Source organism: Bacillus sp. SIMBA_074 (assembly GCF_046534555.1).
In the GTDB taxonomy this organism is placed as follows: Bacteria; Bacillota; Bacilli; order Bacillales; family Bacillaceae_G; genus Bacillus_A; species Bacillus_A mycoides.
The window spans coordinates 1-328 of record NZ_JAWRYM010000246.1 but is presented as its reverse complement, the minus strand read 5'-3'; the positions used below and the strand labels follow the sequence as shown (position 1 = coordinate 328).

At 72.3% G+C, this 328-nt stretch carries 1 pseudogene; it reads right to left on the bottom strand.

From position 1 onward, the window contains the following. A pseudogene (locus SB773_RS30695) lies at positions 1 to 306 on the bottom strand (Gfo/Idh/MocA family protein); the annotation flags it as partial. Positions 307 to 328: the final 22 nt, after the last annotated feature.

Genomic DNA, 328 nt, shown 5'->3' with positions numbered 1-328 from the left:
GGCCGATTCGTTGGCAGCGACGACCATCCGGGTCAGCTCGACCGCGTGGCGCAGGTTGTCGTCGGCGGTCGTGCCGTCGTGGATGTGCTGCACCCACTGCGCGAACGCCCCGGGCCGCCGCTCGGGCAGCGGAAGCTCCCGCCACTCGTCGCCGAAGGCTCCGCCCTTGGCGAGCAGGCGCTCGCCGCCGAAACCGAACATCAGGCTCGCCTGCGTTCCGCGCAGCTCGACCGTGAACGCTCCCGGCGTCGTGACCACGCTGGCCTCGAACACTCCGAGGCGGCCGCCGGGGAACTCGGCGGTCACGACCGCGTTGTCCTCCACAGCC